Genomic DNA, 24,848 nt, shown 5'->3' on the forward strand with positions numbered 1-24,848 from the left:
GGCCCCGCCCCGGGCGGCCTCAGCGCAGGTAGCGGTCGTAGCCCTCCTCCTCCAGGCGGTCGGCCAGGTCGGGGCCGCCCTCCTCGGCCACGCGCCCGTCGACGAAGACGTGGACGAAGTCGGGCTTGATGTAGCGCAGGATGCGCGTGTAGTGGGTGATGAGGAGGAATCCGGCGTCGGACTCGGAGTGGAGGCGGTTGACGCCCTCGGAGACGATGCGCAGGGCGTCGACGTCCAGGCCGGAGTCGGTCTCGTCCAGGACGGCGAAGCGGGGGCGCAGCAGCTCCATCTGGAGGATCTCGAAGCGCTTCTTCTCCCCCCCGGAGAAGCCGGTGTTGACGTCGCGCTGGGAGAAGGAGGGGTCGATGCGCAGACGCTCCATGGCGGCGTTGACCTCGCCCACCCACTGGCGGACCTTGGGGGCCTGGCCGTCGATGGCGGTCTTGGCGGTGCGCAGGAAGTTGGCCACGCTCACCCCGGGGACCTCCACGGGGTACTGCATGGCCAGGAACAGGCCGGCCCGGGCGCGCTCGTCCACGCTGAGCTCGAGCAGGTCGACGCCGTCGAGCAGGACCTGGCCGTCGGTGATCTCGTAGTCGGGGTGCCCGGCGATGGAGTAGGCCAGGGTGGACTTGCCCGAGCCGTTGGGGCCCATGATGGCGTGGACCTGGTTGGACTCGATGGTCAGGTCCACGCCCTTGAGGATGGGCTTGGGGCCGTCATTGGTCTCCACCTGGACGTGGAGGTTCTTGATCTGCAGGGTGCTCATCACTGTTCTTTCGGGTCTTGGGTCGGTGGTGGTCGGCGGGCGTGTCAGCCCTGCTGGGACTGGCGGGCCTCGATGACGCCGGTGAGCTCCAGCTCGTGCTCGATGGCGCTCATGAGGCGCTCCTCGACCTCGGGCACGCCGATCTCGGCGACGATCTCGTTGAAGAAGCCCAGGACCACCAGGCGCCGGGCCTCGGACTCGGTGATGCCCCGGGCCCGCAGGTAGAACAGCTGCTCGTCATCGAAGCGCCCGGTGGCCGAGGCGTGGCCGGCGCCCTCGATGTTGCCGTTCTCGATCTCCAGGTTGGGCACCGAGTCGGCCTTGGCGCCCGGGGTGAGCACCAGGTTGCGGTTGAGCTCGTAGGTGTCGGTGCCGCGGGCGGCGGCGCCGATGAGGCAGTCCCCCACCCACACCGCGTGGGCGCCCTCGCCCTGGAGGGCGCCCTTGTAGGTCACCCGCGAGTAGCAGTGGGGCTCGGTGTGGGCCACGTAGGGGCGGTGCTCCTGGTGCTGGCCGGCGTCGGTGAAGTAGACGCCGTAGGCGTCGATGCTGCCGCCCTCCCCGGCGAAGCCGAGGTCGGGGCAGATGCGCACGTCCCCGCCGAGGCTGACCACGACGTGCTTGAGCACGCCGCGGCCCTGGACCTGGACGCGGTGGTTGGAGGCGTGGACGGCGGCGTCCTGCCAGCCCTGGACGGTCACCAGGGTGAGCTCGGCGCCGTCGGCCACGGTGATCTCCACGCCCTGGGTCAGGGCGGCGGTGCCGGTGTGGTCCAGGATGACGGTGCCCCGCGAGCCGGCCTCGGCGATGACCCGGATGTGCTGGGCGGTGGGGCGGGCCAGCTCCTCGTCGCCGCCCACGATGTCCAGCCGGGCGGCGCGCTCCAGGACGGCGCCCTGGGCCAGGGTGAGCACGGTGGCGGTGGTGAAGGCGGCCCAGGCGGTGACGCCGGTGCGGTCCACGGGGGCGCCCACCACGCCCAGGCGGGGGTCCGTGCGCGGGGCGGTCTCCAGGGCGGCGCCCCGGGGCAGGTCGGCCTCGATGCTCAGCGCCTCGGCCTCGCGCGGGGCGGTCAGCGCCTCGAGGTCGAACAGGGGGGCGAAGCGCTTCATGGGGGTGAAGCGCCACTCCTCCTCCTTGCCCCGGGGCACGGGGATGTCGGCGGGGTCGAAGGAGGTGGGGCGGTCGGCGCGCGAGGAGACGTAGCGGGGGCCGCCGTGGGAGTGGTCGCCCTCCAGCACGGCGCTGGAGTGGTCGGTGGAGAGTTCAGGCATTGATGGCTCCTTGCCGCGGTGCGGCAGTGCGGGTGGGCGGGGTTGTTGATGATGGGGCGGTCGGCGGGGCCGGCGGGCTCAGCCCACGGAGTTCTCCATCTGGAGCTCGATGAGTCGGTTGAGCTCCAGGGCGTACTCCATGGGCAGCTCGCGGGCGATGGGCTCGACGAAGCCGCGCACGATCGTGGCCATGGCCTCGGTCTCGCTCAGCCCGCGCTGCATGAGGTAGAACAGCTGGTCGGCGCTGACCTTGGAGACGGTGGCCTCATGGCCCATCTCGACGTCGTCGTTGCGCACATCCACGTAGGGGTAGGTGTCGGAGCGGGAGATCTCGTCGACCAGCAGCGCGTCGCACAGCACGTTGGACTTGGAGTGGCGCGCGTTCTTCATGATCTGGACCAGGCCGCGGTAGGCCGAGCGGCCCCCGTGGCGGGCGATGGACTTCGAGACGATGTGGCTGGAGGTGTGGGGCGCCATGTGGACCATCTTGGCGCCGGTGTCCTGGTGCTGGCCCTCGCCGGCGAAGGCGATGGACAGGGCCTCGCCGCGGGCGTGGGGGCCCATGAGGAAGACGGCCGGGTACTTCATGTTGCGCTTGGAGCCGATGTTGCCGTCGATCCACTCCATGGTGGCGCCCTCGGCGCAGGTGGCGCGCTGGGTGACCAGGTTGTAGACGTTGTTGGACCAGTTCTGGATGGTGGTGTAGCGCACGCGGGCGTTCTTCTTGACCACGATCTCCACGATCGCCGAGTGCAGGGAGTCGGTGGAGTAGATGGGCGCCGTGCAGCCCTCGACGTAGTGGACGTAGGAGTCCTCGTCGGCGATGATGAGGGTGCGCTCGAACTGGCCCATGTTCTCGGTGTTGATCCGGAAGTAGGCCTGCAGGGGGATCTCGACCTTGACGCCCTTGGGCACGTAGATGAAGGAGCCCCCCGACCACACCGCGGTGTTGAGGGCGGCGAACTTGTTGTCCCCGGCGGGCACGACGGTGCCGAAGTACTCCTGGACCAGCTCGGGGTACTCGCGCACGGCGGTGTCGGTGTCCACGAAGATGACGCCCTGCTCCTCCAGGTCCCCGCGGATCTGGTGGTAGACGACCTCGGACTCGTACTGGGCGGCCACGCCCGCCACCAGCCTCTCGCGCTCGGCCTCGGGGATGCCGATGCGGTCGTAGGTGTTCCTGATGTCCTCGGGCAGGTCGTCCCAGGAGGTGGCGGGGCGGTCGGTGGAGCGCACGTAGTACTTCACCGAGTCCATGTCCAGGTCGGACAGGTCCACGCCCCAGGTGGGCATGGGCTTGCGCTCGAAGGTGCGGTAGGCCTTGAGGCGCTTGTCGAGCATCCACTGGGGCTCGCCCTTGATGGCGGAGATCTCCCTGACGACCTGCTCGTCCAGGCCGCGCTTGGCCTTGGACCCGGCTTCATCGGAGTCGTGCCACCCGAAGTCGTAGCTCGTCGAGATCGAGTCGATGATCTCGTCGTCGGTGCTGCGCACAGTCTCGGTGGTGGGCGTTGTCATCGGGTTCCTTCCGTTCGCTTGGCCTGCTGGCTGCGAGTCCTTGCGGCCCGCACGGCGCGCTTGCGCAGGGCGGGCATGGCGATGGGTATGTGGGTGGTGCACACGTGCTCGCCGCCGGCCAGGGTGGCCAGGCGCTGCACGGGGACACCGATGAGTCGTGAGATGGCCTGGGTCTCGGCGTCGCACAGCTCGTGGAACTCCCCGGCGACCTCGCGCACCGGGCAGTGCCCCTGGCACAGCTGGACGGCGTAGGAGCCGTCGCCGACGTCGCGCACCGAGGCCGCGTAGCCGTCCAGGGTCAGGGCATCGGCCAGGGCCCGGGCCCGCTCGCCGGGGTCCTTGCCGGCGGCCTCGACGACGGCGGAGTAGCGGCGCTCCAGGTCGCGGCCGCGGGCGGCGGCGAAGGAGTCCACCGCACTGTCCCCGGCGACCTGGGACAGGTAGCGCAGGGCCCGGTTGGCCAGGTCGGAGTAGCCCTCGGCGAAGGAGGTGCGGGCCGTGGGGGTGAGCACGTAGTGGCGGGCGGGTCGGCCGCGCCCGCGCTTGCCCGAGGCGGCCGGGGTATGGACCTCGATCTGCCCCTCCTCCTCCAGAGAGGTGATGTGGCGGCGCACGGCGGCCGGGGTGAGCTTGAGGACCCTGGCGAGCTGGGCCGCGGAGACCGGCCCCTTCTCCGCGATGAGGTCGAGCACCCGCGCCCGGGTCGACTCCTCTTCTGCCTGGACCATGTGCCCGCTGCCGCTCCTCTCGGTGAAGACGCCGTCCTTGGTGACCGTAGGGCCCCGGCGCCCCGGAGAGCCCCTGCGCGGGGCGCACCGGGACCGGCGAGGCCTTTAACCAAGATCATGCTTGCCGAATTCGCTGCTGGCAAGTTCACGACGCCGTGTCGTCGGGTGCGGTGGAACACTTCCCCTAATGGAAAGGTCTTCTTATGTAGGGGAACCTTACCAGACAGCCGTGGCCTGCACCGGGCCCGCCGACGGCGGCGGCGCCGCCCGGGCCGGCGCGCCACACCGGCCCGAGCGGTTGCGGGCAGTGGGATCCGGACGATCCGGGCGTGGCACTGCCCCATGGCGCCAGGAGCGCCAGTGAGGCAGAGCCGGCTGGCCGCGGCGCGCCGGCAGGAGCAGTCGTTAACAGGCGTTAAACGTTTGACGCCATCGTTTCAGGAGAGCCATACTCTCCCTATCCGCAGATGCAGCAACGGTGCTGGGAGGAGAGATCATGGCGACACTGGCAGAAGTGGCCGCATTAGCAGGCGTGTCAACCGCCTCGGCCTCCCTCGTGCTCTCCGGCAAGTCCGCCGGTCGCGTCTCCGCCGAGACGGCCCAGCGCATCCGGGACGCCGCGCAGTCCCTGGGCTATGTGCGTGACGCCCTGGCCAGCGGCCTGCGCTCCAAGCAGACCCAGACCCTGGGTGTCGTGGCGCACGAGCTTCTCCAGACCCCCTACGCCACCGACATGGTGGACACCATCGTCTCGACCTGCCGAGAACTGGGCTGGAGCCTACTGCTCACCGACGCGAGCGATCCGGCGGGAATCGAGGACGTCACCCGGGAACTCATCTCCCGCCGGGTGGACCGGGTGCTCCTGGCAGCCATGTACCACCATGTCGTGCGCGTGCCCCACAGCATGCCCGAGGGAACCATGGTCCTCAACGGCTATGCCGATCGCCCGGGCATTCCCGGTGTCGTCCCTGATGAGGTGCAGGGTGCGCGCGACGCCGTCGAGCACCTCCTGGGCCTCGGGCACCGCCGCATCGGGCACCTCACCCACGGTGAGCGCGGAGTCGCCGACGCCATCAGGCTGCGGCTGGGCGCTTACGCCGCGGCGCTGCGGGATGCGGGCATCCGCCCCGACCCCGACCTGGTCGTGGGCGGGGGCCTCAAGCCGGCCCAGGCCGACCGGTCCGCAGCCGCCCTGCTGGGGAGGTCAGACCGCCCCACCGCGGTGTTCTGCTACAACGACGCCCTGGCGGCCGGGGTCTACCGCCAGGCCGCACGCCTAGGGCTGTCCATTCCCCATGACTTGTCCGTCATCGGCTTCGACGACCTGCGCCTCATCTCCACCAACCTCGCCCCTGGCCTGACGACCATGCGCCTGCCCCACCGAGCCATGGCCGACTGGGCGGTGCGCCGCCTCCTGGAACCGGCCGGGCCGGCACCAAGCCTGACCCGGTTCCACTGCGAGCTCATCATCAGGGCCTCCACCGCCCCGCCGCCCACCGTCTGAGCCCCTGGACAGCACCAGGAGATCACTCCGCCCGGCCCGCAGCCGCACCTGGGACCACGCCTGACCTCACCCGCCCACACCGATGACACAAGGAGACACCATGCTCACCTCCCTCCCCTCACGCCGCTCCTTCCTGAGTATCAGTGCTGCCACAGCGGCCGGCGCCGCTGTCGCGGCCTGCTCCTCCCAGCAGGGGCGCTCAGGATCCGGCGGCCTGACACTGTGGACCCACAACGGCGGCAACACCGAGGAGCTCGCGGTGGTCACCAAGGCTGTTGAGGCCTTCAACGCCGCCAACCCCGATACGCCGGTGACGGTCAAGGACTTCCCTCAGGCCTCCTACAACGACGCCATCGCCTCGGCGGCCGCCGCGGGCGACCTGCCCGACATCCTCGACCTCGATGGCCCCATCATGCCCAACTGGGCCTGGGCCGGATACCTGGCGCCACTGACCATCCCCTCGGACCTGGAGAGCCGCATCATCGACTCGGCCAAGGGCTACTGGAACGACACCCTGTACTCCGTGGGCCCCTACGACACATCCCTGTGCTTCCTCGCCCGCAAGTCCGCCATCGACTCCATTGGCGCCCGAGTGCCCACCGTCGACCAGCCCTGGACCCGCAATGAGTTCGATGAGGCCCTCAAGAAGCTCTCCGACCTGCCCGACTACTCCTATGCCATCGACATGGGCGTGTGGGACAGCGCCGAATGGTGGCCCTACGCCTATGCCCCCATGCTCCAGTCCTTCGGCGGCGACCTCATCAATCGCGATGGCTTCTCCACCGCCGAGGGCTCCATCAACGGCCCCGAGGCAGTGGCCTGGGGCACCTGGTTCCACAGCCTCTTCGCCGATGGCTTGGCCTCGCAGACCCCGGCCACCGACGGTCAGGACTTCCTCCAGGGCAAGGTGCCGATGGTCTACGCCGGGGGATGGAAGGTCCTCCAGGCCCAGGAGGCCTTTGGAGCCGAGGAGGTCCTCACCCTCCCACCAGTGGATTTCGGCAAGGGCGCTCATGTCGGGGGCGGCTCCTGGCAGTGGGGCGTGTCGGCCACCAGCCCCAATGCCGAGGCGGCCAACAAGTTCATCGAGTTCCTCATGCAGGACGACTACCTCGTGGAGTACTCCAACGCCATCGGCAACTTCCCCTCCGTGCCCTCGGCGATCTCCAGGACTGAGAACTACGGGGAGGGCAAGCCCCTGGAGCCGGTCTACGAGATCGGAAAGGCCTTCGCCTTGCTCAGGCCCGCCACGCCCGGCTACAAGGTCATCTCCTCGATCTTCGATAAAGCTGCCCATGACATCGTCTCAGGCGCCGATGTCAAGAAGACCCTGGACCAGGCGGCCAAGGACATCGACGCCGATATCGCATCCAACAACGGCTACGCCGCCAAGTAGGCCGAGAGCGCGCTGGCTGAGCCTGCTGCGCCGCTTGGGCCGGCCCTGACCGCGCCCCCTGGGGCTCAGGGCCGGCCCCGCCCCACAGAACCACGAGATCACGGTGGGCAGTGCCGCCCCACCGGAAGGGAAGGAAAATGTCCTCCGTCTCCACGCGCAGCCGCCGCTCGGCGCTGCGCCATGAGGCTCGCATGGCCTGGCTCATGTCATCCCCGGCCCTGCTGCTCCTCCTCCTGTTCATGGGAATTCCCATTCTGCTCACCTTCGCCCTGAGCTTCACCAATGTCCGGCTCGTCTCGCCCAACCCTCCGAGCTTCGTGGGCCTGGACAACTTCGTGCGGGCCTTCTCCCAGGATCCGACCTTCATCCGCTCGCTGACCAACACCCTGCTCTTCGCCGTCGTCGTGGTCCCCTGCCAGTCAGGCCTGGCCCTGATGCTGGCGCTGCTGGTCAACGCGAAGGTCAGGGGGGTCACCGCCTTCCGCACGCTTATCTTCATGCCGGTCGTCACCTCCATGGTGGTGGTCTCCATCCTGTGGTCCTTCTTCTACAAGACCGACGGACTGATCAACTCCATGCTCAGCACCATCACCGGTGGAGGATGGACCGCGGTGGCCTGGCTCAACAATCCCGGCACTGCGATGCCGGCCATCATCCTGCTCTCGATCTGGCAGGCGGTGGGGCTGCACATGGTCATCTGGCTGGCCGGCCTGCAGATGATCGATCCCGCCCTCTACGAGGCCGCCGCTCTGGACGGCGTCAACGCATGGCAGAGGTTCCGCTACATCACCTGGCCGGGACTCCACTCCACCATGGTGTTCATCCTGGTGACGATCACCATCGCCGCCCTGGGGCTGTTCGTCCAGATCGATGTCATGACACAGGGCGGACCCCAGGACGCCACCTCGACCCTCGTCTACCACGCCGTGCGCAAGGGCTATCGGGAGCATGACATGGGATACGGCTCCGCCATCTCACTGATCTTCTTCATCCTGGTGCTCCTCATCTCCCTCGTCCAGCGCCGACTCACCCGGGAGGACTGAACCATGACAACCCTGCCAGCAGCCAAGACCCGCAGCGGCTCCAGGCCGGCCCGCAGCGCCGGGAACCGAGGGAGGGCAGCCGCCAGGCGGCGCTCAGTGCTCCTGACCTACATCGGGCTGTCGGCCGCCGCCTGCGTGGCTGTCCTGCCCCTGCTGTTCATGATCCTGTCCTCCCTCAAGCCCGACCAGCAGATCTTCGCCGACCTGGGAACGCCCAAGGCATTCCTACCAGTGGGCGAGCTGTCCCTGGACAACTACGCCGGAGTCTTCCAACGGGTGCCCGCTGCCCGCTTCATCGCCAATTCACTGATCGTCACGGTCCTCATCGTGGGCCTGGGCCTGGTGGTCAACTCCATGATCGGCTTCGCCATCTCCCGGATGCGCTGGAAGGGCAAGCACCTCATCCTGTCCCTGGTCCTGGCCACCCTCATGGTCCCCTTCGAGACCATCGCCGTGCCGCTGGTGTACTGGGTAGCCTCATTGCCGCACGTCTCCTGGGCCGGGGACGGCTTCCTGATGAAGCAGGGAATGCTCAACACCTACTCCGTCCAGGTCCTGCCCTTCGTGGCCAATGCGCTGGCCATCTTCCTCTTCGCCCAGCACTTCTCCGACATCCCCAAGGAGATCGACGAGGCCGCGCGCGTGGATGGGGCTGGATGGTGGACCATCTACCGCAGGATCGCTGTGCCGCTGTCCGGCCCGACCTTCGCCACCGTCGCCATCATCACCATGCTGCCGGCATGGAACTCCTACTTGTGGCCGCTCATGGTCATCCAGCAGGAGTCGCTGCGCCCGGCCAGTGTGGGCATGCAGTACTTCTTCCAGCTCAATCCGGTATGGGGGGAGATCATGGCCTACGGCACCCTCATCACCCTGCCGGTGCTCGTCGTCTTCGCCGCCTTCCAGCGCTCCTTCGTGGCCTCGCTGGCAGGCACTGCGGTCAAGGGGTGAGGGCCGATGGCACTCGTTCTCGACGACCACTGGATCTGGGACCACTGGATCGCCCACGACGGCGAGCAGTACCACCTGTTCTTCCTGCGCGCCTCCCGGGCACTGCACGACCCTGACCGCCGCCACTTCCGCGCCTCCCTGGGGCACGCGGTCTCATCCGATGCCCGAAGCTGGCGGCTCATGCCCGACGCCCTGGTCCACTCCGACGGGCCCGCCTTCGATGACAAGGCCATCTGGACCGGCTCGACCGTTGTGCGGCCCGACGGGTCCCTGAGGGTGTTCTACACCGGCATCAGCCGGGCCGAGGAGGGCGCCATCCAGCGCATCGGCTGGGCAGACAGCAGCGATGGCGTCGTCTTCGAGCGCACCTGCTGCGAGCCCCTGTGCGCCGACAGCCGGTGGTACGCCACTGTGGAGGAGGGCCGCGCCAGCGACGAGCATTGGCGCGACCCCTTCGTCCTCTTCCACGATGGGCTGTGGCACATGCTCATCACCGCCCGCGCCAAGGGCGCCGACCTCCGCCACGCCGGGGTCATCGGCCACGCCGTCTCCCAGGACCTCGACCACTGGGAGGTCCGCCCCCCGCTGACCTCGCCCTCGGCCTTCGGCCAACTGGAGGTCAGCCAGTCCCACTGCGTGGATGGGCGCCACCTCCTGGTCTTCTCCTGTGACGATGACATGCAGGCCGATCCTGGGCCCGGCGGAGTGTGGATCGCCGAGGGGCAGGGCCCCCTGGGCCCCTGGGACATCGACGGCGCGCGCTACGTGCGCCCCGAGCACCTCTACGCGGGCCAGCTCCTCCAGCTGCGGGAAGGGCAGTGGGTGCTCACCGGCTTCGAGAACATCGTCGAGGGCCGCTTCGTTGGCTCCATTCCGGATCCCATCGCCTGGGGGGAGATCGAGCTGGTAGACCGGCCCCGCTGACGCGCCGCCCGCTCCCCCGGCGCCTACAGGCTCTGGGGGCTCCTGAGCCAGGGGGCGTCGGGGGCGCGCAGGCCGGCATACCCCCGCGAGCGCGCCCGCTCGGCGGCCAGCACCCCCACCACGGTGGAGGGGTTGTGGATCCGCCCCTCCATGACGGCCTGGACCACCCGCTCCAGCGGCACCCAGGCGGGCTCGAACTCGGCCTCCTCGGCCTCGCGCTCGGTGCGCTCCTGGGGAGGCAGGAGGCTCAGGCCGCGGGCCAGGAAGACGCGCACGCCCTCAGTGGTGAAGCCCGGGGAGGCGTAGAAGTCGGCCAGGACCCGCCAGTGGGCGGCGGCGTGGTCGGTCTCCTCGGCCAGCTCGCGCTGGGCGGCCAGGACCGGCTCCTCCCCCGGCACGTCCAGCAGTCCCGCCGGGATCTCCCACAGGGCGGCGCTGACGGGGTGGCGGTACTGGCGGACCATGAGGATCTCGGGGGCGCCGCCGGGGGCCGAGGACTCCTCCCCCTCGCGCAGGGCCACGATGCTCACGGCGTCGTGATGGGCCACCACCTGGCGGGCCACGGGGGGCGCGCCAGGGGCCAGGACCACCTCATCGGCGTCGACGGTGAAGATGGGGCCGGACCAGACCCGCTCGTGGGAGGTGGTCTCGCGGATCTCGCGCTCGTCGGTGATGGTCGGCTGCTGGCTCATGCGTGGCTCCTGTGGGCTGCGCGAGCATGGTGCTCGGGCAGGGACGGGCTGGGTGGGTGGCGGCTGATCGGGGCCAGTGTGCCCCATGCGCGGCGCCCTGGCCGGCGGGGCGCCGGGCGGGCGGCACCGGGCGCCGGGTCAGTCCCGGGCGAGCAGGACCCGGCCCAGCTGGGCGGCCAGCTCCTCGTCCCCCGGCAGGCCGGCGGCGGCGGCGCGGGCGGCGGCCCGGGCGCGGGCGCGGGCCCGCGGATCGCGCAGGAGGACGGCGATGGCCTGGGCGATGGCCCCGGCGCTGGGCTCGACGAGCGTCGCCCCGCCGCGCGCGGTCACGGCCGTGCCGCCCACGTCGGTGGCCACCAGGGCTGCCCCGGCCCGCAGCGCCTCCTGGATCGTCAGCGGCTGGCCCTCCCACACGCTGGTCTGGACCATGACGTCGCAGCCGGCCATGAGGCGCTCGGCGTCCTGGCGCCTGCCCAGCAGGAGGACGGGGAGGCCCTCGGCGCTGATGCGCTCCTGGGCGCCGGTGCGCCCCGGCCCCTCCCCCGCCACTGCCCAGCTCAGGGCGGGCAGCTCCCCGCGCTGCGCCTGCCGGCCCAGGATGGCGGCGGCCTCCAGCAGCAGCGGCAGGCCCTTCTGGGGGGCCAGGCGCGCCACGCTCAGCACGCGCGCGTGGCCCGGGGGCCAGGGGCCGGGGGCAGGGCCCTCATCCGGGGGTGGCTCCTGGTGCGGCGGCGCCGCGGGCCCCGCGTCGCTCCCGCCCCGGGGCGCGGGGATGATGGCCAGCTCGACCTCGGCGGCCCCCAGGCCGCCGGCCCGCTGGGCCAGGTCGGGGCTGACGGCCAGGATGAGGTCGGCCCTGGAGGCGATGAGCCTCTCCAGGGCCCGTCCCGTGGCGCGCGTGAGGGCCCCGCCGACGGTGAGGTTGTGGAGGGTGACGACCAGGCGCGTGCGCCCGGGGCGCCGTCGGCCCAGGGCCAGGGCCGCCAGGGCGCCGGCGCGCAGCCCGTGGGCGTGGAGGGCGTCGGCGCGGCGCCCCAGGCGGCGCAGGCGCGCCACCACGGCCCCGTCCAGCGGGCTGGGGCGCGGCCCGATCTCCAGGGCCTCGGCGCGGGCCCCGCCGATCTCCAGGCCCTCCAGGACGGCGGCCGGGGCCTCGACGATGACATCATGGCCCTGGCCGGCCAGGAGGCGGGCGCAGTCGCCCAGGTGGGCGCGCACGCCCCCGGCTGCCGATCCGCTGACTTCGAGGATGCGCTGCCTGGTGCTCATGCCCTGCTCCTGTCGTTGTGCCGAGCCGCGTGAGTGAGCCTGCGGTGGTGGCGGTTCATGCCCTGACCTGTCGGGGTTGGCGCAGCACGCCCAGCAGGGCGCGGTCGCGGGCGTGGAGCAGGCCCAGGACGACGGCCGCGGTGGCCAGTGCCCCCAGGCAGGCCAGGGCGATGGCCGCGGCGGGCGAGTCCATCGCGGCGCTCAGGACGCGCACCGCCAGTCCGCAGGCGAGGGCCACCGGCGCTCCGAGGAGCAGGGCGCGCCCGGCGGGGGCCAGGGCGCGCGCTCCCAGCAGGCGCGCCAGGGCCACCAGCAGGCCGGCTCCGGCGCAGGCCATGCCCGCGCTCTGGCCCACGGCCAGGCCCAGGAGCGTGGCCGCGCCGTCGCCCCCCTGGGAGAGCAGGCCCACCGCCGCCCAGGAGGCGCCCGCAACGATCACCCATCCGGCACCGGTGGCCAGGGCGGCGTCCCGGGAGCGGTCGGCGGCGAAGAGCACGCGCGTGACCTGGTAGATGAGGACGTAGCCCACCAGGGCCGGGGCCAGGACCGCCAGGGCCGCGCCCATGCCGGCGACCTGGCCGGTCAGGAGGGCGAAGAAGCGCTCGGCCCCGTGGGAGGCGGCCAGGAGCATGCCCGCTCCGGCCACCGCCACGGCCACGACGGCGCCGGTGGACCGGGCGGCCAGCTCACCCGCCCCCGGGACGGGGGCCTGGGGGGCCTCGGGCGGGGCCGCCGGTGAGGGCGATGAGGGCGCTGCGGCATCCACTGCGGCGCCCCGCCCGCTGGCGGCGGGCTGCCGCTCGGCGCTGAAGGCGGCGGTGAGGCGGGGGTAGAGGACGGTGGCCACCGGCACGGCCAGGACGGCGTAGGGCAGGACGTAGACGGCCTGGGTGTACTGGTAGACGGCGACCGTCCCGGTGGTGCCGCCGGAGCGGGCCAGGGCCAGGACCGCCAGGACGCTGGCCTGCTGGGCCAGGAGGGTCCCGATGCCTGCGCCCGCCAGCCGCAGGGCCCTGCCCGCCTGGGCGCCTCCCAGGCGCAGGGTGGGGCGCAGACGCAGGCCCAGGCGGTGGACGGGCCACAGCAGGGGCAGGCTCAGTGCCGCCACCCCGGCCGTGGTCCCCCAGCCCAGGACGTGCAGGGCCGCGGCCGAGGGCCGGCCGTCGGCCGCGGGCGCCATGGCCCCGTAGGCCCCGTAGGCGGCCATGACCGTCAGGGAGGACAGGACCGGGGCCAGCGCGGGCCAGGTGAAGGAGCCGTGGGCCTGGAGAACGCCGGTGAGGACCACGCCGATGCCGTAGAGGGGGATCTGGAGGGCGAACATGCGCAGGAAGTCGGCCACCAGGGCGACCTGGACGGCGGCATCGACGCCCTGTGAGGCGGGGAAGAGCCCGGCGACCGGCTCGGCCAGGACCACCAGGGCCAGGCACAGGGGCACCAGCACCACCAGGACCAGGCCCAGCAGCGCCGAGGCGGTGCGCGCGGCCTCCTCGCGCCGCCCGGCGGCCACGGGGCCGGCCAGGAGCGGGACGACGGTGGCGGCCAGGGCTCCCCCGACCACCACCTCGTACAGGACGTTGGGGACCTGGTTGGCGGTGGCGTAGGCGCCGGCCACGGTCCCGGCCCCCAGGGTGGAGGCCTGGACGATCCAGCGCAGGAAGCCCAGGACGCGGGAGACGAGGGTCAGCCCCGCCACTCCGCCGGCGGCCGCCAGGGCCCCGCGCGGGCCAGCGGTGCCCGCGCCCGCGGGGCGCGGCGGCGTCCCACCGCTCATCCGGCGCCCGGGGTCGTCGCGCCCGGCAGGCCCGTGGCCGGGGCGCCGGGCTCCCCGGTGCCGGGCACCGGGTCGGCGCAGGCCGCAGCCACCGGGGTGGCGGGTGCCGGGCTCCCTGGCACCGGGCGGCCCGGGGCGCTACGGCGCCCCAGGGCATCCAGGGCCGCCAGGACCGGGGTGCGCTCGATGACCCGGGAGAAGGAGACGCGCTCGCTGGCCAGGATGAGGGCCACCCCGGCGGCGCCGGCACCCAGGCGCAGGGCACGGCTGGGGTGCGCGGCCAGGGCCGTGCCCAGCAGCGCCCCCAGGGCGTTGGCACCCGTGTCGCCGAGCATGGTCTCCTCCCCCAGGTCCTCGGGCAGGGCCGCGGCCACCGTCCCCAGGGCGCCGGCGGCCAGCCTGCGGGTGGCCTGGGGCCGGCCCGGGGCGGCCAGCAGGAGGGCCGCCCCCGCCCCGGCGGCCTTGAGGGCCCGGCCGGGGCGCAGGTCGAGCAGGTTGATGACATTGGCCCAGGAGGCCACCACCACGGCTGAGCCGGCCGCATCCGCCAGGCGGGCCGGGGCCCCCGGGCGATGGCGGCGGGCCGCGGTCAGGGCGGTGGTCAGCGAGGTGGGCACCGCGTGGCCGCCGAGGCAGCCGAGGCCGCCGGAGGGCATGGCACCGGCTGACGCGGCCCTGCTGCCCGAGAGCAGGGCCCCGGCCACGGCCGCCCCGGCACCGATGACGGCGATCTTGAGCACGCCGGTGGTCACCCGCCCGCGCCTCAGCGCCCGCAGGTGCCCCGCCAGGCCCTTGGCGACCTCCTGGCCGTCGTGGGCGCCGGCGTCCAGGTCGTCGGCCAGGCCCGCCCCGGCGCCCGCCGTGGCGGCCACCAGGGCGGCCAGGGCCGCGGCCCCCAGCTCGGCGCGCTCGGCCGCCTCAGCCGCATGGGCCGTCCTGGCCCGACGGGGCCATGGCGCGCACAGGGCAGCGGCCGCGATCGATCCCGCGGCCGCGCCCACGCCTCCCCTGAGCGAGACGGTGCGCCCGTGGAAGTTGACCCGCTCCAGGGCGGGCATCGGCCGGGCGAGGAGCGTGGAGGCGTCCAGGGCTGCCCGGGCCGCCCCCAGGGCGCTCAGCCCCAGGCGCGCCAGGCGCCGGGACGGCGAGGGCCCGCCGGTCCCGGTGGTGGCGCCGGCTGTGGAGCCGGTCGGCGGACCGGCGGCGGTCATCCTGGCAGCGATGGTCATCGTGGCCCTCCTGGCATCGGCCCGGCATGGGCCGGTCCCCCTGATCCGCCCAGCACCCCTCAGCCCGCCATGGGTGGGATGACGGCCTGGGCGCCGTCGTCGAAGCCGTAGTGCGAGCGGGTTCCGGCCTCGGTGGAGACCAGCGCCAGGGGCGTGGAGACGGCCGCCGTGGCCTGGCCCACCGAGTCGATGGTGGTCACCGGCACTCCCGCGGAGCGGATGAGGGCGACCACCCCGGTCTCTGTGCGGGCCTGGCCCACCACCACCGTGGGGGCCGCGGCGGCCGTTCCCGACAGGGCCTGGGCCCACACCGAGGGCGTGGAGGAGTCCGTGGCCCGGGCGGTGGCCTGGGCGCCCGGGTCCTCCTGGGGACGGGGGCCCACGACGGCGATCATGGTGGCCGGGCCGGTGGCCTGGGCGTCCACGGTCACCAGGGGCGTGTCGGAGGCCGTCAGCAGGCTCATGAGCGTGGAGGCCGAGGCATCAGTGCCGGTCAGGGCCCGGCCCAGGCCCTCTCCGAGGATCGCATTGGTGTCCGAGGAGGCCGGCGTTCCCAGGTTGCCGGCGAACTGGGCGGAGTAGGTGGAGCGGAAGGTCTCCCGGGAGGCGTCCACCCAGGCCGGGGTCAGGGTGTAGCGGCCGTTGATGGCGGCTCCGGCCGCCTCCAGCTGGGCGACCACGGCCTGGGCGTCCTCGCTGTTGGCCCCGGGCAGGAGCACCAGGGCCACCGACTTGCCGGAGAGCTTGCCTGGCAGGTACTGGGCGGCGGCCTGCGTGATGTAGTCATCGCGCTCGTTGACTGCCGTCTCGGTCTGCTCCAGGCGGGCCTGGGTGGCGTTGCGGTCCTCGCGCAGGGCGCTGACCTGGTCGTTGAGGGCGGTGCCCAGGGAGTTCTGCAGGGGGCCCGCGCCCAGGACGACGCCGACGGCCAGGGCCAGGAACACGGAGATGAGCGAGACCAGGTGGTAGCGGAAGTCGATCATGATGGTGGCCTTCGATCCTTGGTGGCGTAGGTGAGCCTAGACGGTGGGCGATTGGGGGGCCAGTCCCACCAGCGAGCGCAGGAAGTCGATGATGTCGTCCCATACCGCGCCGGAGAGCCCCAGGAAGGTCTGGCCCCCGGGGGTGGACATGAGGGCCATGGCCAGGGCGAACAGGCCGGACAGCGCCAGGAGCACCAGCCACCGCCCGGAGATGCGCGTGCGGTAGAGCTGGGAGACGCCCTTGGCGTCGATGAGCCGCCCGCCGACCTTGAGGCGGGTCAGGAAGGTCGAGGACATCCCCGAGCGGCCCTTGTCCAGGAACTCCAGGAGGGTGGCGTGGGTGCCCAGGGCCACGATGATCTCCGCACCGGCCTCGTCGGCCATGAGCATGGCGATGTCCTCCGAGGTGCCGGTGGCCGCCAGGACGTGGTGGTCCACGCCCAGCTCCTCGACGCGGGCCAGGCCCGGGGCGCGCCCGTCGCGGTAGGCGTGGACCACGATCTCGGCGCCGCAGGCCAGGGCCTTGTCGGAGACGGAGTCCATGTCGCCCACGATCATGTGGGGCTTGAGGCCGGCCTCGATGACGGCGTCGGCCCCGCCGTCCACGCCGATGATGACCGGCTTGTACTCGCGGATGTAGGGGCGCAGGGCCTTGAGGTCCTCCTTGTAGGAGTAGCCCCGCACCACCACCAGCACGTGCTTGCCGCCCATCTGGGTGCTCACCGCGGGCATGCCCACGCCGTTGAGCAGCAGCTCCCACTCCCCGCGCATGTACTCCATGGTGTTGGCGGCGAAGGCCTCGAGCTGGACGGACAGGCCGGCGCGGGCCTCCTCCATGGAGGCCGCCACCGTCTCCTGGGTCTGGACCGTGCCCTCGGCGATGACCTGGTCCCTGCCGTGGAGGCGGACCACGCCCTGGCGCACGTCGATGCGCTGGCCGTCGTGCAGGCGCATGACGTCGGGCCCCAGGTCGTCCACCAGGGGGATGCCCGCCTCGATGAGGATGCCGGGGCCGAGGTTGGGGTAGCGCCCCGAGACCGAGGGGGCGGCGTTGAGCACCGCCGAGGGGCGGCACTCCACGAGGGACTCGGCGGCGACGCGGTCCAGGTCGGTGTGATCGATGATCGCGATCTCCCCGGGCTGGAGGCGCTTGGTGAGCTTCTTGGTGCGCGCATCGACCCGCACGACCCCGGAGGGTCGCTCGGCCTGAGACGCGGACTTCCTGCGGAAGGGGTTCCTCACGCCTGGGATTGTGCCATGCCGGCCTCTTCCAGGAGCTCAGCGGCATGCCGGACCGCCGCCTCGGAGTCCTCGTGCCCCGAGAGCATCCGGGCCAGCTCGCGGCGGCGCTGCCCGCCCTCCACGACGACGACGCTGGTGCGGGTGGTCGGCTCCCCGGCCTCCTGGCCCGCCTCGGCATCGGTCTCCTTGCGCACCACCATGTGGGTGTCGGCCCAGGCCGCCACCTGCGCCAGGTGGGTGACGACCACCACCTGGTAGCGGCGGGCCAGCCTGGCCAGCCGCCGCCCGATCTCCCGGGCGGCCCGCCCGCCGACCCCGGCATCGATCTCATCGAAGATGAGGGTCCGGTCAGCGCGGCGGGCGGAGCCGCCCTGCGGATCGGCCTGCGCGCCGTCCTGGACGGCGGCCTCGGCCAGCACCACCTCCAGCGCCAGCATGATGCGGGACAGCTCCCCGCCGGAGGCGCCCCTGCCCAGGGGCAGGGCCGGCGCCCCGGGGTGGGAGACCAGGGCCAGGGCCACGCCCTCGGCCCCCGTGGGCCCGGGCTCATCGAGCTCGGTGAGCTCGACCACCAGTCGGGATCCCTTCATGTGCAGGCCCTCGAGCTCGGCGGTGACGTCCTCCTCCAGGCGCTGGGCCAGGGCCCGGCGCGCCCGGCTCAGCTCGGCGCCGACCACGGCCAGGTCCTCCTCGGCCCCGGCCAGGCGCTCGGCCAGCACCGCGGCCCCGTCCTGGGGCCCGTCGATCTCGGCCAGGCGGGCGGCGGCCCGCTGGCCCCAGGCCAGCAGCGCATCGACATCGTCGATCCGCTCCCCGGGGCCGGCGATCTCGCGGCAGGCCCGCGCCAGGGCGGCGCGCCGGTCCTGGACGCGGGCGAGCCTGGCGGGATCGGCCTGCAGCCCGGCGAGGTAGGAGGACAGCTCGGCGGCGATGTCGGCGGCCTCGATGCCCAGCCTGCCGGTGCGCTCGGCCAGCTCGGCCAGGGCCGGGTCCACCTGGGCCTCGTGGGCCAGGGCGCGCTGGGCCTCGGAGATGAGGGCGACGACGTCGGGGGCGCCGCCCGCGGTCCCCAGCGCCTCCTCATCCCCGCTCAGCGCCGTCTGGGCGGTGGTGGCGGCCCGGCGCAGGTCCTCGGCGTGGTCGAGCCGGTCCGCCTCGGCGCTCAGCTCGCGGTCCTCCCCCGGCGCGGGGTCCAGCTCCTCCAGCGCCTCCAGGCCGCGGCGCAGGCGGGCGGCCTCCTCCCCGCGGCTGCGCGCCGAGGCCTGCCATTCCTCCAGGGCCCGGGCGATCCCGGCGCGCTCCCGGTAGGCCTGGGAGTAGCGCCGGCACAGCTGCCGGTGCTCGGCGCCCCCCAGGGAGTCCAGGGCCGCGCGCTGGGCGGCGGCCGAGCGCAGGCGCAGCTGGTCGGCCTGGCCGTGGACGGAGACCAGGGCCCCTCCCACCTGCGCCAGGACCGCGGAGGGCACGGCCCGCCCTCCCAGGTGGGCGCGGGAGCGGCCCGAGGCGGGGACGGTGCGCGAGGCCAGGAGCACCTCCTCGTCCAGCTCGGCCCCGGCCTCCAGGGCGCGCTCGGCCGCCCGCGAGTCAGGATCGAGGATGAAGGCGCCCTCGACCAGGCAGCGCTGGGCCCCGGTGCGCACGATGGAGGACTCCGCGCGCCGGCCCAGCAGCAGGCCCAGGGAGGTGAGCACCATGGTCTTGCCCGCACCGGTCTCCCCGGTCAGGGCGGTCAGCCCCGGGCTGAGGGCCAGGTCGGCGCTGCGGATGACGCCCAGGTCCTCGATGTGGAGGGACTCGATCACGACCCGGTCCCCTCGCCGGGATCACCACTGGGGTCCTGGCAGGCCTCGCCATCATCGTCCCCGTCATCCCCGTTGAGCGCCCTCCACCCGGTCACGGGCAGGTTGAGCTTGCGCACCAGGCGCGTGGAGAAGGGGGCCTGGTTGACGCGGGCCAGCCTCACGGGCCGCTCGGCCAGGGTGACGCGAAGGCGGCTGCCCGTGGGCACATCCAGGCTGCGGCGCCCGTCGCACCAGATCTCGGCGCCCCCGAAGCCCGCATGGTGCACGACGATCTCCAGGCAGGAGCCCGGACCCAGCACCAGGGGCCGGGTGAACAGGGCGTGGGCGGCGATGGGCACCAGCAGCAGGGCCTGGACATCGGGCCAGATGACGGGCCCGCCGCAGGAGAAGGCGTAGGCGGTCGAGCCGGTGGGGGTGGAGGCCACCAGGCCGTCGCAGCCGAAGGAGGACACGGCCTGGCCGTCGACGCCGATGGCCACCTCCAGCATGCGGGCCCGGTCGCGTTTCTCCAGGGCGGCCTCGTTGAGGGCCCACTGGCGGGTGCTCGTCCCGTCTGGGGCCAGGACCTCCACATCCAGGGCAGTGCGGGTCTCCACGGTGTAGTGCCCCGCCACCAGGTCGGCCACCACCTGCTCGACAGCGTCGGGGTCGGCCTCGGCCAGGAAGCCGACATGCCCGGTGTTGATGCCCAGCAGGGGGATGTCCCGCTCGCGCGCCACCTCCGAGGCGCGCAGGATCGTCCCATCGCCGCCCAGCACCAGGACCAGGTCCACCTCGCCGGTGTCATCGGGGCCCACCGGCTCGACGCCGTGGGCGCGCAGGGCCCGCTCCGCGCGGGCCACGGCCACGCCCGTGGGCGCGGCGCGGCGGTGGGGCGGGACCGGCTTGTCGTTGAGGTCGCGCCTGAAGATCATGACCCTGCGCACGGCGGCCGGGGTCTGGGACTGGTCGTGGGTCTGCGGCCCCGATGCGGGACTCGATCCGCTCACTGAGGGCTCCTTCCTGCGCCGCCGGTGCCTGCGGGCCCCTCCGCGACGGCGCGCCTGGCCTGGGCCTCCCGCTCCTCCCCGGTCAGGTCGCCCGGGCCATCGGCCCCGCCGGCGCGCATGGCCAGGAAGTACTCCACATTACCCGCAGGCCCGGGCAGGGGGGAGGCGGTGACGGCCAGCACCCCGGCGCCCAGGCCGTGGGCGTGGGCGGCGACGCCGAGCACCGCCTCCAGGTGCAGGGCGGGGTCGCGCACCACTCCCCCGCGCCCCAGGCGCTCCCGTCCGACCTCGAACTGGGGCTTGACCATGAGCAGCAGGTCGGCCTGCGGGGCGGCGGCGGCCAGGAGGGGCTCCAGGACCAGGGTCAGGGAGATGAAGGACATGTCGCCCACGATCAGCCCGGGGGCCGGCGCCACTGCCCGGGGGTCGAGGGTGCGCACGTTGGTGCGGTCCAGGACGGTGACCCGGGGGTCGGACTGCAGCGACCAGGCGAGCTGGCCGTAGCCCACGTCCACGGCCACGACATGCGCGGCGCCCCGGCGCAGCAGGACGTCGGTGAAGCCCCCGGTGGAGGCCCCCGCGTCCAGGCAGCGGCGCCCCTCGACCCTGGGGGCCAGGCCCCTGGCCCCCAGGGCGTCCAGGGCGCCGGCGAGCTTGAGGGCCCCGCGGGAGACGTACTCGCCCCGTCCCCGGGGTGCGGCGCCCGCGGCGCCGTGGGGGTGGTCGGCCGGGGGCCCGTCGACCGGGGCTAGGACCTCGATGGCCTGGGCCGGGTTGACCTGTCGCGCCGGCTTGGTGACGACCATGCCGTCGAGGGTGACGCGCCCCTGGGCGAGCAGCTCTGCGGCGTGCGTGCGCGAGCGGGCCAGGCCCCGGCGGGCCAGCTCGGAGTCGATGCGGATAAGGCGCGCCACGGTCAGTCCCTGGGGTTCCCGGAGGCCTGCCCGCCACCGGCGCTCGTGCTGGGGGCGGGCCCGGGCTGGTCCGGGCCATCCTGGTGCAGGGCGGCGGCCAGCTCCTCGCGCAGGGCCTCCAGGGCCGGTGCCCGCTCCTCCAGGGCCAGGCCCTGGATCTGCTCGATCCGGGAGTGGTCGGGCACCGGGGCCTGCGGCTCCACCGGTCTGCGCGACGGCGCGGGGCGCGGGGCGGCCGGCGCCCCGGGTGCGGGGCGCTGCGGCGCGGGGTCCTGGGTGTCGCGGGAGGCGGGTGTCACTGGGGTGGGAGGGTCCTTCCTGGTCGGTGCGGCTTGTCAGGGCGCGATGACGTCGAGCTCGGGAACGCTGAGCGCCTCGCGGGCCGCGGCGGTGGAGCCGGCCTCGGTGAGGGTGTCGACATGGTCCCAGGCCGCGGCCACCAGGGCCCGGTAGGCGTCCAGGTCCACCGAGGCGGCGGCCGACAGCACTCCGGAGCCCGCCAGCTCCAGGTGGCCCTGGGCGACGCGGGCGCGCTGGTCGCCGACCCGCCACCAGGTGCGGCCGTGCTCCTGGACCGCGGTGGGACGGGGGTGGGGCTGGGTCAGCCCGCGCAGGTCGGTGTGCAGGAAGCTGGGGCGCTCGCCGGGGGCGGCCAGGACGACGTCGCGGGCGGTGGACACGCCGGTGAGGACGTGCAGCCCGGGGAATCCGGCGGTGCGCGCACCCACCAGGTCGGTGTTGAGGCGGTCGCCGATGGCCAGGGGGCGGGTGCCCCCGCTGCGGGCCAGGGCGCGCCGGTAGATGCCCGGCGTGGGCTTGCCGCCCGCCAGCGGCTGCTTGCCCGTGGCGTTGACGACGGCGGCCACGAGGCTGCCGTTGCCCAGGGCGAAGCCGCGCTCGGTGGGCAGGGTGGAGTCCAGGTTGGTGGCCACGTGCAGGGCGCCCCGGCCGATGGCGTAGGCGGCCTCGGAGAGCATCGCCCAGTCCACGCCCGGGTCCCATCCCTGGACGACGGCCGCCGGGTGGTCCTGCGCGGTGGAGGTCACCACGAAGCCCTCATCGGCCAGGGCCTGGCGCACCCCCTGCCCGCCGACGACCAGCACGGTGGAGCCGGCGGGCACGTGCTCGCCCAGCAGGGCGGCGCCGTCCATGGCGGCGCTGAAGACCTCCGCGGCCGTGGCCTCGATGCCGTTGGCGGCGAGCTTGTCGACCACGGCCCGGGGGGTGCGCGAGGCGTTGTTGGTGACGAAGGACAGGCGCATGCCCCTGCGGCGCGCGGCGTTGACCGAGTCGGCGGCGTGGGGCACGCGGGCCTCGCCGGCGAAGCACACGCCGTCCAGGTCGAGCAGGGCGACGTCGTGGGCCTCGTCCAGGGGCCGGGCGCTGCCCAGGAGGGTGGCGCGCTGCGGGGCGCGGGCGGTCTGCGAAGCGGTGGGAGTCATGGGCTCATGCCTCCTGCGAGGGGGTCTCCGGCACGCCGTCCGGACTGCTGCCCGGGCGGGCCTGAGGACTGATGCCCTCGGCCTGGGCCGTGTCCCGATGCGGTGCTGTCGCCTCGTCCGAGGCGGCATCCTCACCGAGCAGCTCCCTCATCTCGGCCTCGACCCGCTGGACGAAGGAGTCGAGCCGGTCGGGGTCCCCGTCCTGGGCGGGGGCCTGCCCGTCGGCGCCGGAAAGCGCCCCGGGGGCCCCGTCCTGGGCGGCGGAGCCCTCCGGCTCCTGGGCTTCAGCGGCGCGGTGGGCCTCGGCCTGGTCCTTAAGCGGGGCCTCCTGCCAATCCCCGATCTCGTCCTGGATGTCGAAGACCTCGATGTCCTCCTCGAGCTCCTCGGGCTCGGGGCCGATGCGCTCCCGGATGGCCTGGGCCTCAGCCACGCGGCCCAGGGCCTCCAGCCGGTCGGCGCGCACGGAGTGCAGGCGGCGCAGGGTCTCACGGTCTCGTGGGCGGGCGCGGATGGCGTCCTCGATGATGATGAGGCCGAGCTCGGTCTGACCCATCTCCTCCCGGATGCCGGAGAGGACCATGGCGAGCTCGGCGCGCTCGATGTCGTCGAGTTGGCGCGGGTCGGCCTCGGAGGCAGCCTTGAGGGCCTTGCTGTGGTGGCCCAGGGCCCGCTCGCAGTCGGCCTCGATGGCGCGGTGCAGGTCGAGGCCGGACAGGCGCCTGGCGGCCCTGATCTCGCGCAGCGCCTCGGTGTACTGGCCGCTGAGGTACGCGGCGATCCCGGCGGTCTCCCGGACGACCGCGATGCGCCCGGCGCGGGAGGCCGCGTAGCGCGCATGGGCGTAAGCGGCCTGCGGGTCGCTGCTCAGGAGCCGCTGGACCATGACGAGGTGGCGGGCGACGTTCTCGGCATTGGCCCGTCCCAGGGCACGCAGCTCGGCGCGGGCGCTGCGGTCGAGATCCGCGGGTTCGACGTCCTCGGGCAGAGCCGGGGGCTTGATCCTCTGACGCTGGGGTGGGCGGGCGGAGCCGCGCGATTCCTCGGCGCCTCGGCGCCTGTCACGGCGGCCATCGCGCCCACCGTGGTCCCGGCGGTACCCGCCCCCGTCACGGGAGGCGCTGCGGGACGAGCCGCCCCGGGCGCCGCTCGATCGGTGGCCACCGTCACCGCCCCTGGCGCCGCTGAAGCCGCCTCGCGCACCATCGCGCCCGCGGCCACGCGCGCGGCCTGACCCGGCGGTCCGGGAGTGGTCGCGATCTCGGCGCTCGCCTGAGGACTCTGAGCGGTCGTCGTGGGGCATGGTGCTGTTCCTTCAGTGCCTGCTGCGGCGGCTTGTGCGTGGCTGGTGGTATGTGGCGCGGCCCCGCACGTTCCTCCTTGTTGTGGGGGGTGTGCGGGGCCGCGTGTGGTGTGTGCTCGGTGGTGTCCTACTCTCCCGCACCCTGGCGGGTGCAGTACCATCGGCGCTGGCTGGCTTAGCTTCCGGGTTCGGGATGGGTCCGGGCGTTTCCCTGCCGCTGTGACCACCGAGACGTCTTTTCTCAGTGACCCCCCTTTTTTTTGTGGTTGTGAGGGGTGTGGTGGGTTGGTTGTCTATGTTGTTATCCCCCTCCTGGTGTTCTTGGTGTGGGGGTTGGGTGGTGGTGGGTTGGTTGTGGACCGTATAGTGGGCGCCGGTGGTGTGGTGTGCTCGCTTTAACGTGTTGCGTTTGGGAACGCGTGTTTGCTCTTGGTGTGGGGGTTGGGTGGTGGTGGGTTGGTTGTGGACCGTATAGTGGGCGCCGGTGTGGCGTGCTCGTGCGTTGGGAACGCGTGTTTGCGTGTGTGTGTGTGTTTTGTGTTGGCCTATTAGTACCAGTCAGCTTGTACCATTGCTGGTTGTACACTTCTGGCCTATCTACCCAGTGGTCTACTGGGGGCCTTCCACCCCGCTGGGGGGTGTGGAGACCTGGTCTTGGAGATGGTTTCCCGCTTAGATGCTTTCAGCGGTTACCCGTTCCGAACGTGGCTAACCAGCCGTGCCCCTGGCGGGACAACTGGCATACCAGAGGTTCGTCCGTCCCGGTCCTCTCGTACTAGGGACAGGCCTCCTCAAGTCTCCTGCGCGCGCAGAGGATAGGGACCGAACTGTCTCACGACGTTCTAAACCCAGCTCGCGTACCGCTTTAATGGGCGAACAGCCCAACCCTTGGGACCTGCTCCAGCCCCAGGATGCGACGAGCCGACATCGAGGTGCCAAACCATGCCGTCGATATGGACTCTTGGGCAGGATCAGCCTGTTATCCCCGGGGTACCTTTTATCCGTTGAGCGACGACCCACCCACACGGGATCGCCGGATCACTAGTTCCTACTTTCGTACCTGCTCGACCCGTCGGTCTCGCAGTCAAGCTCCCTTGTGCAC

The 24,848-nt window shown here is 72.9% G+C and carries 21 protein-coding genes and 2 rRNA genes; 5 read left to right on the forward strand and 18 right to left on the reverse strand.

All coding sequences use genetic code 11. The features are described from left to right. Positions 1 to 19 precede the first annotated feature (19 nt). The 4 genes from sufC to J5X07_RS04285 all read right to left on the reverse strand — a co-directional run bounded on the left by sufC (position 20) and on the right by J5X07_RS04285 (position 4,289). Positions 20 to 769 carry a Fe-S cluster assembly ATPase SufC gene (gene sufC, locus J5X07_RS04270; protein ID WP_208478793.1) on the reverse strand — a complete coding sequence of 250 codons (750 nt, stop codon included), beginning with the start codon at positions 767 to 769 and terminating at the stop codon, positions 20 to 22. Between the two features lie 44 nt (positions 770 to 813). After that, positions 814 to 2,043 carry a Fe-S cluster assembly protein SufD gene (gene sufD / locus J5X07_RS04275; protein ID WP_208478794.1) on the reverse strand — a complete coding sequence of 410 codons (1,230 nt, stop codon included), beginning with the start codon at positions 2,041 to 2,043 and terminating at the stop codon, positions 814 to 816. Between the two features lie 78 nt (positions 2,044 to 2,121). Then, the gene (gene sufB, locus J5X07_RS04280) at positions 2,122 to 3,561 is read right to left on the reverse strand and encodes a Fe-S cluster assembly protein SufB (protein WP_124933773.1); all 1,440 of its coding nucleotides are present in this window, start codon (positions 3,559 to 3,561) and stop codon (positions 2,122 to 2,124) included. Continuing rightward, entirely contained in the window at positions 3,558 to 4,289 is a 732-nt protein-coding gene (locus tag J5X07_RS04285; protein ID WP_124933772.1) for a helix-turn-helix transcriptional regulator, read from the reverse strand. The genes sufB and J5X07_RS04285 overlap by 4 nt, the downstream gene beginning before the upstream one ends. A 496-nt stretch (positions 4,290 to 4,785) precedes the next feature. Here J5X07_RS04285 and J5X07_RS04290 point away from each other — a divergent pair, with 496 nt between their 5' ends. From J5X07_RS04290 to J5X07_RS04310, 5 genes are all read left to right on the forward strand, one after another. Beyond that, the gene (locus tag J5X07_RS04290) at positions 4,786 to 5,793 is read left to right on the forward strand and encodes a LacI family DNA-binding transcriptional regulator (RefSeq protein WP_208478795.1); all 1,008 of its coding nucleotides are present in this window, start codon (positions 4,786 to 4,788) and stop codon (positions 5,791 to 5,793) included. Positions 5,794 to 5,893: 100 nt separating this feature from the next. Further along, positions 5,894 to 7,189, forward strand: coding sequence for an extracellular solute-binding protein (locus J5X07_RS04295; RefSeq protein ID WP_124933770.1), 1,296 nt, complete (start codon positions 5,894 to 5,896; stop codon positions 7,187 to 7,189). A gap of 137 nt (positions 7,190 to 7,326) precedes the next feature. Further along, positions 7,327 to 8,232, forward strand: a complete 906-nt coding sequence (locus tag J5X07_RS04300; RefSeq protein WP_124933769.1) for a carbohydrate ABC transporter permease — start codon at positions 7,327 to 7,329, stop codon at positions 8,230 to 8,232. 3 nt (positions 8,233 to 8,235) lie between these two features. Next, complete coding sequence (locus J5X07_RS04305) at positions 8,236 to 9,183, forward strand: carbohydrate ABC transporter permease (protein ID WP_124933768.1); 948 nt, start codon at positions 8,236 to 8,238, stop codon at positions 9,181 to 9,183. A 6-nt stretch (positions 9,184 to 9,189) separates the two neighbouring features. Beyond that, positions 9,190 to 10,107, forward strand: coding sequence for a glycoside hydrolase family protein (locus J5X07_RS04310; RefSeq protein WP_208478796.1), 918 nt, complete (start codon positions 9,190 to 9,192; stop codon positions 10,105 to 10,107). A gap of 23 nt (positions 10,108 to 10,130) precedes the next feature. Here J5X07_RS04310 and J5X07_RS04315 read toward each other — a convergent pair whose 3' ends face one another. The 14 genes from J5X07_RS04315 to J5X07_RS04380 form a co-directional block, all read right to left on the reverse strand. Further along, a complete protein-coding gene (locus J5X07_RS04315) occupies positions 10,131 to 10,799 on the reverse strand; it encodes an NUDIX domain-containing protein (protein WP_208478797.1) in 669 nt (222 codons plus the stop codon). Positions 10,800 to 10,937: 138 nt separating this feature from the next. Then, positions 10,938 to 12,068 (reverse strand): glycosyltransferase family 4 protein, encoded by a 1,131-nt coding sequence (locus J5X07_RS04320; RefSeq protein WP_208478798.1) that lies wholly within the window; start codon positions 12,066 to 12,068, stop codon positions 10,938 to 10,940. A 55-nt stretch (positions 12,069 to 12,123) separates the two neighbouring features. After that, positions 12,124 to 13,842 (reverse strand): murein biosynthesis integral membrane protein MurJ, encoded by a 1,719-nt coding sequence (gene murJ / locus J5X07_RS04325; RefSeq protein WP_208478799.1) that lies wholly within the window; start codon positions 13,840 to 13,842, stop codon positions 12,124 to 12,126. After that, positions 13,839 to 15,071: a hypothetical protein gene (locus tag J5X07_RS04330; protein ID WP_243896442.1), complete on the reverse strand. Its 1,233-nt coding sequence runs from the start codon at positions 15,069 to 15,071 to the stop codon at positions 13,839 to 13,841. The genes murJ and J5X07_RS04330 overlap by 4 nt, the downstream gene beginning before the upstream one ends. Before the next feature lie 59 nt (positions 15,072 to 15,130). After that, positions 15,131 to 16,054, reverse strand: a complete 924-nt coding sequence (locus J5X07_RS04335) for a copper transporter (protein WP_124933764.1) — start codon at positions 16,052 to 16,054, stop codon at positions 15,131 to 15,133. Between the two features lie 36 nt (positions 16,055 to 16,090). Further along, entirely contained in the window at positions 16,091 to 17,296 is a 1,206-nt protein-coding gene (steA, locus tag J5X07_RS04340; RefSeq protein ID WP_124933763.1) for a putative cytokinetic ring protein SteA, read from the reverse strand. Next, a complete protein-coding gene (recN, locus tag J5X07_RS04345; RefSeq protein WP_124933762.1) occupies positions 17,293 to 19,098 on the reverse strand; it encodes a DNA repair protein RecN in 1,806 nt (601 codons plus the stop codon). The genes steA and recN overlap by 4 nt, the downstream gene beginning before the upstream one ends. After that, positions 19,095 to 20,012, reverse strand: a complete 918-nt coding sequence (locus tag J5X07_RS04350) for an NAD kinase (protein WP_124933830.1) — start codon at positions 20,010 to 20,012, stop codon at positions 19,095 to 19,097. Before J5X07_RS04350 ends, recN begins: the two co-directional genes overlap by 4 nt. A gap of 71 nt (positions 20,013 to 20,083) precedes the next feature. Further along, positions 20,084 to 21,001 (reverse strand): TlyA family RNA methyltransferase, encoded by a 918-nt coding sequence (locus tag J5X07_RS04355; RefSeq protein WP_124933761.1) that lies wholly within the window; start codon positions 20,999 to 21,001, stop codon positions 20,084 to 20,086. Between the two features lie 2 nt (positions 21,002 to 21,003). After that, positions 21,004 to 21,300, reverse strand: coding sequence for a hypothetical protein (locus tag J5X07_RS04360; protein ID WP_208478800.1), 297 nt, complete (start codon positions 21,298 to 21,300; stop codon positions 21,004 to 21,006). A 36-nt stretch (positions 21,301 to 21,336) separates the two neighbouring features. Further along, positions 21,337 to 22,443, reverse strand: coding sequence for an HAD-IIA family hydrolase (locus J5X07_RS04365; protein ID WP_124933759.1), 1,107 nt, complete (start codon positions 22,441 to 22,443; stop codon positions 21,337 to 21,339). Positions 22,444 to 22,447: 4 nt separating this feature from the next. Further along, positions 22,448 to 23,329: a hypothetical protein gene (locus tag J5X07_RS04370; protein ID WP_243896463.1), complete on the reverse strand. Its 882-nt coding sequence runs from the start codon at positions 23,327 to 23,329 to the stop codon at positions 22,448 to 22,450. A 531-nt stretch (positions 23,330 to 23,860) separates the two neighbouring features. After that, positions 23,861 to 23,977: ribosomal RNA gene (gene rrf / locus J5X07_RS04375) — 5S ribosomal RNA — on the reverse strand. A gap of 296 nt (positions 23,978 to 24,273) precedes the next feature. Beyond that, positions 24,274 to 24,848: ribosomal RNA gene (locus J5X07_RS04380) — 23S ribosomal RNA — on the reverse strand; the annotation flags it as partial.

Source organism: Actinomyces bowdenii (assembly GCF_017592395.1).
Lineage (GTDB): Bacteria > Actinomycetota > Actinomycetes > Actinomycetales > Actinomycetaceae > Actinomyces > Actinomyces bowdenii.

Excerpts from the sequence above, each read along its gene's own strand:
- J5X07_RS04370 (WP_243896463.1), bottom strand. The coding sequence starts at position 23,329 with ATGGTCCAGCGGCTCCTGAGCAGCGACCCGCAGGCCGCTTACGCCCAT.
- sufB (WP_124933773.1), bottom strand. The coding sequence starts at position 3,561 with ATGACAACGCCCACCACCGAGACTGTGCGCAGCACCGACGACGAGATC.
- J5X07_RS04285 (WP_124933772.1), bottom strand. The coding sequence starts at position 4,289 with ATGGTCCAGGCAGAAGAGGAGTCGACCCGGGCGCGGGTGCTCGACCTC.
- J5X07_RS04290 (WP_208478795.1), top strand. The coding sequence starts at position 4,786 with ATGGCGACACTGGCAGAAGTGGCCGCATTAGCAGGCGTGTCAACCGCC.
- J5X07_RS04365 (WP_124933759.1), bottom strand. The coding sequence starts at position 22,443 with ATGACTCCCACCGCTTCGCAGACCGCCCGCGCCCCGCAGCGCGCCACC.
- J5X07_RS04310 (WP_208478796.1), top strand. The coding sequence starts at position 9,190 with ATGGCACTCGTTCTCGACGACCACTGGATCTGGGACCACTGGATCGCC.
- J5X07_RS04350 (WP_124933830.1), bottom strand. The coding sequence starts at position 20,012 with ATGATCTTCAGGCGCGACCTCAACGACAAGCCGGTCCCGCCCCACCGC.
- murJ (WP_208478799.1), bottom strand. The coding sequence starts at position 13,842 with ATGAGCGGTGGGACGCCGCCGCGCCCCGCGGGCGCGGGCACCGCTGGC.
- sufD (WP_208478794.1), bottom strand. The coding sequence starts at position 2,043 with ATGCCTGAACTCTCCACCGACCACTCCAGCGCCGTGCTGGAGGGCGAC.
- J5X07_RS04330 (WP_243896442.1), bottom strand. The coding sequence starts at position 15,071 with ATGACCATCGCTGCCAGGATGACCGCCGCCGGTCCGCCGACCGGCTCC.
- J5X07_RS04320 (WP_208478798.1), bottom strand. The coding sequence starts at position 12,068 with ATGAGCACCAGGCAGCGCATCCTCGAAGTCAGCGGATCGGCAGCCGGG.
- J5X07_RS04300 (WP_124933769.1), top strand. The coding sequence starts at position 7,327 with ATGTCCTCCGTCTCCACGCGCAGCCGCCGCTCGGCGCTGCGCCATGAG.
- J5X07_RS04305 (WP_124933768.1), top strand. The coding sequence starts at position 8,236 with ATGACAACCCTGCCAGCAGCCAAGACCCGCAGCGGCTCCAGGCCGGCC.
- J5X07_RS04295 (WP_124933770.1), top strand. The coding sequence starts at position 5,894 with ATGCTCACCTCCCTCCCCTCACGCCGCTCCTTCCTGAGTATCAGTGCT.
- J5X07_RS04315 (WP_208478797.1), bottom strand. The coding sequence starts at position 10,799 with ATGAGCCAGCAGCCGACCATCACCGACGAGCGCGAGATCCGCGAGACC.
- sufC (WP_208478793.1), bottom strand. The coding sequence starts at position 769 with ATGAGCACCCTGCAGATCAAGAACCTCCACGTCCAGGTGGAGACCAAT.
- J5X07_RS04335 (WP_124933764.1), bottom strand. The coding sequence starts at position 16,054 with ATGATCGACTTCCGCTACCACCTGGTCTCGCTCATCTCCGTGTTCCTG.